The sequence below is a fragment of the Paramagnetospirillum magnetotacticum MS-1 genome, from assembly GCF_000829825.1.
GTDB classification, from domain to species: Bacteria; Pseudomonadota; Alphaproteobacteria; order Rhodospirillales; family Magnetospirillaceae; genus Phaeospirillum; species Phaeospirillum magnetotacticum.
The window spans coordinates 1-8856 of sequence record NZ_JXSL01000017.1 but is presented as its reverse complement, the minus strand read 5'-3'; the positions used below and the strand labels follow the sequence as shown (position 1 = coordinate 8856).

Here is an 8856-nt window from a genome sequence, read left to right as displayed (position 1 = left end):
CAAACGGCGCAAGCCAACGGTCGAGATCGCCTTGCCAGTCCACGTCCATTGATCGGCCCTCCATAAGCCGACCTCTTATGAATCACGCAAACTTGCTCTTGGGAACCCCAAAAAACCGCCCGTAGCTAAAATATGCCAAAGTAGTGCTAGTGCACTGACGCAAACACAGGATTCACAAGAGACCTGCGCCGTGCGAGTCTGTGGTCATGGCACAAACCGTCAGCATCATCGTCTCCCCTGAGGACCAAGTGCGTTTGGCCGAGGTTATTGGGGACCGCAACAGCCCGCAGAAGCATGTTCAACGGGCGCGGATCGTCCTTCATTCGGCTGAGCATCGGCCCGTTCTTGAGGTGGCGCGCGACATCGGCATCAGCCGCCCAGCGGTGTGGCGCTGGCAACTGCGCTATGCCGAGCAAGGGGTGGATGGCCTGCTGCGGGACAAGACACGCAAGCCGGGCAAGCCCCCTTTGCCCCTGGGAACGGTAGCGAGGGTTCTGGCGCTGCCGTGCTCCAACCCGCCCGGCAGCGTCACCCATTGGACGGGCCGCGCGGTCGCCAAGGCCGTTGGCATCAGCTTGCGGGCGGTCCAACGGATCTGGGACGCCCACCATCTCCAACCGCACCGGCTGCGCACTTTCAAGAAATCCAAAGATCCCGCCTTCACCGAAAAAGTCGAGGATGTGGTCGGCCTCTACATGGAGCCACCGTGCCACGCCGTGGTGCTGTCCATTGATGAAAAGAGCCAGATCCAGGCCCTCGACCGCACCCAGCCCGGCCTGCCGCTGAAACCGGGCAAGTGCGCCACCATGACCCACGACTACAAGCGTAACGGCACCACCACCCTGTTTGCCGCCCTCAACATCCTGGACGGCACCGTGCTGGGGCGTTGTATGCAAAAGCACCGGCATCAGGAATTCATCAAGTTCCTCAATGCGGTGGAGCGGGCCGTTCCGGCGGGGAAAATCATCCATGCCATCCTCGATAACTACGGCACCCATAAGCATCCCAAGGTCAGGCAATGGCTGGCGGATCATCCGCGTTGGGTCTTCCATTTCACCCCGACCCTGTAGCTCACGTCGCTGCGTCGAGCGGGGCTGTCCCAGCACCAGGCAAGCCCGGCGCTCCGACACCCCCAACCGCTCGCACACCGCCATGATGCAACACCGGCGGCGGGCGGGGCTCAGAAGTTTCCCCGGGCGGCCTCCTTCAAGATCAGCTTGTCGATGGTCAGGTCAGCCACCGCCTTGCGCAGCCGATCGTTCTCGCGCTCAAGCTCCTTGAGCCGCTTGGCCTGTGAGACCTTCATCCCACCGTATTCCTGGCGCCAGCGGTAGTACGTCACCTCTGTAACCGACAGCGCCTTGGCGACGTCGGCCACCTTCCGGCCTTGCGCCAGAAGCACGTCCGCTTCACGCAGCTTGCCGATGATCTCTTCGGCGGTATGTCTTTTCTTCGGCATGGAATGTCCCCTTCATGGTCAGTTGAATTATTACATTCAACCTGGAGCCATTCACGGGGGGAGGGTCAGTACCCGATGGCGCCATGCGGGCGCTGCGCGTTGCAGTAAGTACGCAAGCCTCTAATTTTCCCCAGGCGTCGTCAAGGCTGAGGAACCAATGGGCGTTCATGCACTCGGTTCGGAAGCGCCCGTCGAATGCCGAACTCTGATCGACCCGGATCGTCCTTGGATAGCCAATTCGGTTGCAGACCTGCTCCAGCGCCTGGACCACATTCTCGGCCCCCTGTAGCTGCACATGCCCCACCCGTGCGGGCAAGGGTCACGGAGGCGGCTTGACCGGGGGTGTCGGCTCAGGGATGCGGGGGCTGCTTGCTGCGAACGCTGTAGCAGATAACGTCGATGCCTTCGCCATGGGTGTCGTTGGCGGCTTTCCATTTCCGGGCGACGCGCTCGAAGGTGAAGAGGTCGCGCTGGGTCAGGGGATTGGAATACAGCTCTTCCAAGACCAGAACCTCGCCCACGACTCCAACCGGCATCAGACGCGCCGACGGCGAAATGGAATTGGCGATCAACTCGTCGCTCTCGCTTCCTTCGGAATCGACCCGGACAGTTGCCATGCTCCAATTGACCGCCACATAGGACTCAACCTGCATGTCGCGCAGCATGCTGATGTACAGGCCGCCGCAGCGCAGGGCGTTGGTGGGGTCGCCGAAACCGACCAGAATGGCGTTGCCGCTGGTGGTCATGGGGACGCTGACATCTTGTCCGAGGAAATTGCGGTTATACTGGACCAGTAGATCCAGCAGCATGGCCTTCTCGGCCTTGGTCTTCCGGCTCACCTGATCGAGATACAGGGCGAGAATGGCCAATTCCTTGGTTTCGTAGGTATAGAAGGGGCTGTCTTGCGGTTCCTCGTCAACGGCGTCATCGACCGGAACCGGTAAACGCGAGAGCGCCTCGTCCTGCACGGAATCGACCAAAAGGTCTGAAATCTGCGATTCGGCAAGCGGGATCGGAACGGCTGTCGCCATGGGGGCTGCGTCGAAGGCGGAATCGTCGTCTTCCGCCATCGCCTCGACGGCGGCGAGTTCCGGCTCGGGCTCGGGCTCGGGTTCCGGTTCCGGTTCAAGATCCGCAGGTACATCCACCAGCGTGTCGATAGGTTCCGGCTCGGATTCTTGCTCCGGCTCGGCCAATTCCGGCTGGGCCGAATTGTCCCATTCCGGTTGGGTCTCGAAGACCGGTTCGATCTCGTTCGAAGGCGCCTCGACCGAAACGGGGGGGGCTTCGAATCCCTCGGCCTCGAAGGTCTCGACCGAAACGGGCTGCGGGCGTTCGGAAACGGTGCGGGGCAGAGGCTGTTCGGGCTCGGGCTCCAGATCCGCGACGATGGTCTGGGGGCGGCCTGCGGTCCGGCGAATGACCGCGCCGGACATGTTGGCGCCGTCGAGGAGGGTGCCGGCGGTCACGGCATCGGTCAGATCCGCGCCGGTGAAATTGGCATTGCGGGCGTCGGCGCCCGCCAGATTGGCGCCGGCCAAGGTGGCGCCGGAGAAATTGGCCCCCATCAGCTTGGCGCCGGCCAGATTGGCGCCGGTCAGATCGACTCCGGACAAATCCATCTTGCCAGCCAGATTGGCGCCAGCCAGATTGGCCATGCGCATATTGGCGCCGGAGAAGTTGGCGCGCAGCAAGGTCGCGCCGGCCAGATTGGCGCCCTGAAGCTTGGCGCCCGACAGATCGGCGTCTTCCAGGCAGGCTCGGGGGAGGTTGCAATCACGGAGATTCGCGCCGGACAGAACGGCCTTGCGCAGATTTGCCAGCGACAACAGCGATCCGGACAAATCCATCCCGGCGAGATTGGCCCCGCGCAGATTGGCGTTGGTCAGGTCCGGTCGTACATCGGGCTCCTGCTGGCGCCAGGCGTTCCAGTCGCCGGCTCCCTGGCCGAGATGTTGTAGGTGGTGTACGTTTCCCATCACAAGCAATCGATCTGTCTTTTCAAACACTCAAATCATACACCAGACCATGGATTTTTCAAAACTTATCTCCGGTCAGGCCGTGTGATGAAATGAGCGGGATGGGTCTGCTGCAATAACGGTTAACTTTGCTTTAATAATTGCCAAGTTCTTGTCTTCTTTTTCCGGTCATTGATGAGGAACCGGGTTGTGGTGGATTGCCTCTGTTCCGGTGCGTGGCCCGTGAGGGAGCTGTACGGTTGCTACCGGCTGCGGCCTTTCCCCAGTGCCCGTTCCCATTCCGCGATCACGCTTTCGTCAATTGTCTGGGGCGAGTGGTCCTGGCCCGCATCCGCGCCGGTGGCCGTTCTCAATTGCGCTTCCAACTCGGCGATGCGCGCTTCCAGCATGGCGATCTTCTGGGCCTGGGTCGGGCGGTCTTTATGCCGCTGCCGATAGCGTCTTTGCTTTTCCGCCGGTGTCAGGGCCATGTCGTCTCCGATGACGTGGGGCGGGCTCGGCGTCGGGAGCGGCTCGGGCCGTGGCGCCCCGGCGATCCCTAAAGCGTCGGCTCCCATGCGGCCCGACCGATGCCTTGCCTGATTTGCGCCTATGCGTTGCCGGATTTGCGATTGAGCAGTTGGTTCAAGACCTCGGCCTGAGAGCTTGCCCGAACATTAGTCTTGGGGGCGGTGGCGGTTTCTTCGGTGGGTTCGGTCGCCGCGGCCTTCTTGGCAGGGGCGGGAGAATGGGCGGATGCGGGAGGGAGGGGGGCGGGAGGGGGAGATGCGGCGGGCGGCGGGGGGGCGGTGATCTTGTCGTCTTCTTGCCCCATCTCGCTCGCCATCTTGGCGATATCGGTTGCGGCGCCGACGATGCCCCTGATGATCGCCAGGGCTTCTTCCTTATTGACGCTGTCGCTCATTTTCCCCAGCTCCGACAAAACGGCCGTCCGGTTGCGGCGGTTGGCCAATCCTTCCTAGGTCCGCCCAGGGCGGAAGTCCCACGCTTCAGATCGGTGGAGTGGCAACGGAAAAGGCGGGTTTGGAATGGGTCAGCGAGTTCACGGCGGATATGTATCCTCCGATGCAGGCGGCGCCGAGCACGCCGACCGCGACCAATCCCAGGCCCGGCGCGATCGTTAATGTGATCGGCAGCCCCAGGAGTGCTCCGGAGAGCAGTTTCGGTGCCGCTAATTTCAGTCCGGCCAGGGGGGTGTCAAACATAAAATCTTCCATGCAGGGCTGTGTGGACCGACGAATCTGAGTCCCTCGAGATTAGCATAGGTGCAGCCTAAAGCATCAAGATTTTGGGGGGGAAGGCCATCCCTCGTCCCATGGGGCTCTCCGATTTTGCGCGTGATCCGCCTGCGGGGAGAGCGGGGGGGGGGGGCTTTTTATGCGGTTGCGTCTCAACCGCTTGTATTGGCGGCCAGGCGAGGCGATTTATTCTGCTTTATCGTCTGCGTGGCGTGCTCTCGCCTATATCTGGCTGGAGTAATTGTGCTAAAAAGCGCGGGCCGACAGCGGCGACGAATGCCGCGGACCTTGGTCGCGTCGGCCGCGTGATTTTGTTTAGTGGTGCTGGATGACGATGCTTGATGGCGACGCGAACACCGGGGGGCGCCCCAATGCCCCTCGCAGCAAGGATTTGAAGCGCTACCTCATGCTGATGGGCGTGGTGGCCTTGATCGTGCTGTTCGGCGCCTTCATTTTTCGCCAGCAGGCGGGCGGCAACCGCCTTGGAACCCTGATCCGGCAATTGGGTCACGGCGCCGTCACCGCTCCGGTGCTTCCCCTTCCCGCGAACGCACTTGCGGGGGCCCCGGCGGCTACGGGAGTTCCGGCCCTGCCGCCGGTCATGGAGGCCGGGGCTGCCCAGGTGGGCGGCGGCGGGGGATTTTCCCGCGTCGTCGCCCTTTTGCGTCATAGCGTCGTGAGCGTGACCGCATCGTCGTCGGGCCGCGCCGCCGCGCCCAAGACCCTGATGCCGCCCGGTCCCGACGTCTTGCCGCGTTTCGCCAATCCGACCACCACCTCGGTGGAAAATATCGGCACCGGGGTGATCGTTCGCGACGACGGTTTCATCGTCACCAATTTTCATGTGGTGCGCGGCGCCAATTCGGTTCTCGTCTCGGTGTCGGACGACGGGGGCGCGACCCGCTATTCGGCTGAGATCGTCAAGATGGACGAGGCGCTCGACCTCGCCTTGCTGAAGATTGCTCCCAGGGTGCCGCTGACCTCGGCGGTCCTGGGCGACAGCAGCGCGGTGCGGGTCGCCGACGAAGTGATCGCCATCGGGACTCCCTTCGGTCTGGACATGTCCGTCAGCCGCGGCATCATTTCCGCCAAGGGCAAGTCCATGGTGATCGAGGGCGTCACCCATTCCAAGCTGCTGCAGACCGATACCGCCATCAATCAGGGCAATTCCGGCGGGCCGCTGGTGATTGCCGACGGCACGGTGATCGGCATCAATACCGCCATCTACACCCCCAGCGGCGCTTTCGCCGGAATCGGTTTCGCCGTGCCCAGCAATCAGGTCCGCCTGTTCGTGGAAGATGAAGTGAACGCCCTGCCCGCCGCCGCCGCCGCTGCGGGCCCCGCCATGGGAGCCGTCGCGTTTCGGGCTCCGGGGCCGGGCGGCGTGGGGGCGGCCGGTCCGGCCATCGCGGTGGGGGGGCCTTCGCCCCATACCGATGGTCGACAGGCCATGGCTTGCGACAACTGCCATCAGATCATCGGTGCCGCGGCGGGGCCCATCGCCTTCGCTCAGCCCATGATGCCCGTCGCCGCGCCGCCGCCCGCCGCGCCGCCCATCCAGGCCAATGCCGCCAATCCCCATGCCGACAACCGCCGGAACATGAATTGCGCCGGTTGCCATCAGATCATCGGTGCCGGTGCCGGTGCCGGGCCGGTCGCCTTCGCTCAGCCGGGGGCGGGCGGATATCAGTTCGCCCAGCCGCCCGGCGGTCTGGCGGTCAATGTCCAAGGCGCGCGCGGCGGAATCGGGTCCAGAATGGCCGGTCACAGCCTGCACGGCGCCGCCTTGGCGACCCTGTCTCCGCAGATGAGCCTGCAGACCGGTCTGCCGGTCGGGCGCGGCGTGCTGATCACCGGCGTTTCCCCCAACACGGCGGCGGCAAGCGCCGGATTGCGGCCGGGCGATGTTCTGCTCAAGATCGACGGCCGCCCCGTCGCCCTCCCCCATGAGGCGGTCGCCATCATGGGGGAAATGTCGGTCGGCGGGTCCGTCCGTCTGGGAGTCTTGCGCGATGGAGGCGTCCGCAACATGACTTTGATTGCCGGGTCCGCCGTGGGAACGCCGCCGTCCGGCAACGGGCCGTGGTGAAAGGTAAAGAATTCCGGGTTGTTCTGTGATGATGGAGCACGAGATGGCGACGAACCGACGGCCCCGCGCCAAGGGGACCCCCGGCGACAAGCTCGGGAAGGGAGGCGGCGATGCCGCGCCCGCCCCGGCTGCCGACGCCGAGATTCCGGCATCTTCCGCGCCGGAGCCCGCCGCCCCCATGCCCGCGCCTTCGGCTCCGGTGATCAAGCCGGTGGGAGGGGATGCCTGGGCGTCGCTGCTGAGCGGTTCGCCCTGGTCTTCCCCCGGAGCGGCAAGCTCGACGGAGGCGGCGCTCAAGCCGGTCATGCCGAGCGCATTGGCGGAGGCGGTTGCCAATGCGCCGCCTGAAGCCGCCCCGTTCACCGAGCTTGTCTCCCACTGGTCGCCGCCTTTCCGGCGGCAGCCGGATCGGGAGTATGAAGAGATCAATCCCGCCGAGGCGGCAATCCCGGTGACGGCCACGGCGTCCGAGCCCGAGGCGGTTGTCGTTCCCGAGCCCGATCCGGAACCCGAACCGGAACCGGAACCCGAGCCGGTCCCCGAACCCGAACCCGAGCCGGAAGCGGCTCACGATCATGCCGCGACCGAGACCGAGGGAGTTACCGAAATGATGACGAGTGATGTTGAGCTTGAGATTGCTTCGGATATGGAGGTCGTCGAGGCCCCCGCCGTGATCGAGCCGTCTCCCCAGCCGCAGGCATTTATCCACTCGACGGCCTATGCCTATCCGGCGGAGCTGGCCCCGGCGGTGGAGACGGCGGCAGAGGCCGCCCCTGCGGGCCTTGCCGAAAATCCGGTCAAGGAAGTTCCCGTGGAGGACCTGTTCACCGGGATCTTCAATGTGGCGGATTCGGCCGTGCGCGGCGCCATCGGCGCCTCCACCGATCTGCTGAGGGATCCCAAGTCCCTGGGCGGTAAGCTTTCCGTCGCGGGGCAGAGTCTGGTCCATTCCATCAAGGGACGCTTCAATGCTTTACTGGCTCCGCGCCACGGCGCCAAAAGCAACGGTGATGAATTCTAGCGGTTCTCGCGGGATGAGCGATAGAGGACTTGAATTCGAATGAGTGTGGAAAGCGGCCATGATTGAAGTCGGCGAGACCATGGGCGAATTGCCCACCAACAAGATCGTGTTTTGCGAACGGTCGTGGAAGACGCCTGTCTCGATCCTGGCCTTCTTGATCTTCGTGACCTTCGCCTGGGGGATCTATCTCCTGGACCATTACGACGAGGACGACAATTTCCACGGGGCCGACGATCTGTCGGTGGGTCAGTTCCTGGTGCGCAACATCGCCATGCCGCATGTGCAGCGGCTGTATCACACGGTTCCCCCTGCTGTGGTCGGGGTCGGCGGCGGCGGGGTCAATGCCGGTCCGGTGGCCTCGGGGGCCATCGTGGGGGCCAACGGCTATGTGATCACCACTTTGCATTCGGTGTCCAATCTGCCGGAGATTTCGGTCCAGGTGGCGACGACGGGTGGGATCCGGCGCTTTCCGGCCCAGGTGGTGAAGACCATTCCGGGGCATGATCTGGCGCTGCTGAAGATGCAGACCACCGAGAAATTCCTGCATTTCCGCATGGCCGACGTCCAGACGGCGGTGCAGGGGCAACAGGTCTTCGCCTTCGGCCGCAACATGGCGGGGGCGCCGCTGGTGCGCCAGGGCCTGGTGCAGTCGGCGGATGCGCCGCTGGCGGTGGGGGCGACCCAGATCACCCATCTGCTGCGCTCGGACGCGGTCTACAGTTGGGAACAGACCGGCGGCCCGCTGGTCAATGCCCAGGGCGATCTGGTGGGCATCAACATCGCCGCCACCGGCCCCACCGGCAAGGTGGAAGGCTTCACGGTGCCAGCCCAGGTGATCGTGTCCCATCTTCAGGACGTGGTTCGCTTCAAGAAGGGAGCTCCGGCCGGAAAGTCGGGCGTTCCCGCCGGTCCTTAGACGTATGAGGGGCATTTCCTTCATACGACGAGCTTAGAGAGGCGGATATGGCATTAGGCGACGCGAATGTTGGTTCGGGCATTAGGCGACGCGAATGTTGGTTCGGCCCCTGGGGTCGACTTCAGTGCGCTGCAACGGGTGAAGCAGTCGGAGG

The 8856-nt window shown here is 64.0% G+C and carries 7 protein-coding genes and 3 pseudogenes; 4 read left to right on the top strand and 6 right to left on the bottom strand.

All coding sequences use genetic code 11. The features are described 5' to 3' along the window. Positions 1-206: 206 nt before the first annotated feature. Positions 207-1064 (top strand): annotated as a pseudogene (locus CCC_RS02100) (IS630 family transposase); the annotation flags it as partial. On the opposite strand, the pseudogene CCC_RS02095 reads toward CCC_RS02100, so the two are convergent. From CCC_RS02095 to CCC_RS02075, 6 genes and pseudogenes are all read right to left on the bottom strand, one after another. Continuing rightward, positions 1053-1459: pseudogene (locus CCC_RS02095) on the bottom strand (transposase); the annotation flags it as partial. The pseudogenes CCC_RS02100 and CCC_RS02095 overlap by 12 nt on opposite strands. A gap of 65 nt (positions 1460-1524) precedes the next feature. Further along, positions 1525-1658 (bottom strand): annotated as a pseudogene (locus tag CCC_RS23010) (integrase core domain-containing protein); the annotation flags it as partial. Between the two features lie 151 nt (positions 1659-1809). Then, positions 1810-3438 carry a pentapeptide repeat-containing protein gene (locus CCC_RS02090; protein ID WP_009868158.1) on the bottom strand — a complete coding sequence of 543 codons (1629 nt, stop codon included), beginning with the start codon at positions 3436-3438 and terminating at the stop codon, positions 1810-1812. A 242-nt stretch (positions 3439-3680) separates the two neighbouring features. Next, positions 3681-3908 carry a hypothetical protein gene (locus CCC_RS02085; protein ID WP_008622185.1) on the bottom strand — a complete coding sequence of 76 codons (228 nt, stop codon included), beginning with the start codon at positions 3906-3908 and terminating at the stop codon, positions 3681-3683. A 119-nt stretch (positions 3909-4027) separates the two neighbouring features. Next, a complete protein-coding gene (locus CCC_RS02080) occupies positions 4028-4390 on the bottom strand; it encodes a hypothetical protein (RefSeq protein ID WP_169746879.1) in 363 nt (120 codons plus the stop codon). 37 nt (positions 4391-4427) lie between these two features. Then, positions 4428-4643, bottom strand: a complete 216-nt coding sequence (locus tag CCC_RS02075; protein WP_068494649.1) for a hypothetical protein — start codon at positions 4641-4643, stop codon at positions 4428-4430. 361 nt (positions 4644-5004) lie between these two features. Between CCC_RS02075 and mamE the strand changes: the two genes are divergently transcribed. Genes mamE through CCC_RS02060 form a run of 3 tightly spaced genes read left to right on the top strand, consistent with a single transcriptional unit; the run spans position 5005 to position 8702 of the window. Beyond that, on the top strand, positions 5005-6765 hold the full coding sequence (mamE, locus tag CCC_RS02070; protein WP_009868160.1) for a magnetosome formation protease MamE: 1761 nt from the start codon (positions 5005-5007) through the stop codon (positions 6763-6765). 43 nt (positions 6766-6808) lie between these two features. Then, on the top strand, positions 6809-7786 hold the full coding sequence (locus CCC_RS02065) for a FraH protein (RefSeq protein WP_236686273.1): 978 nt from the start codon (positions 6809-6811) through the stop codon (positions 7784-7786). Positions 7787-7844: 58 nt separating this feature from the next. Next, positions 7845-8702, top strand: a complete 858-nt coding sequence (locus CCC_RS02060; protein ID WP_009868162.1) for a trypsin-like peptidase domain-containing protein — start codon at positions 7845-7847, stop codon at positions 8700-8702. The last annotated feature ends 154 nt before the right edge of the window (positions 8703-8856 follow it).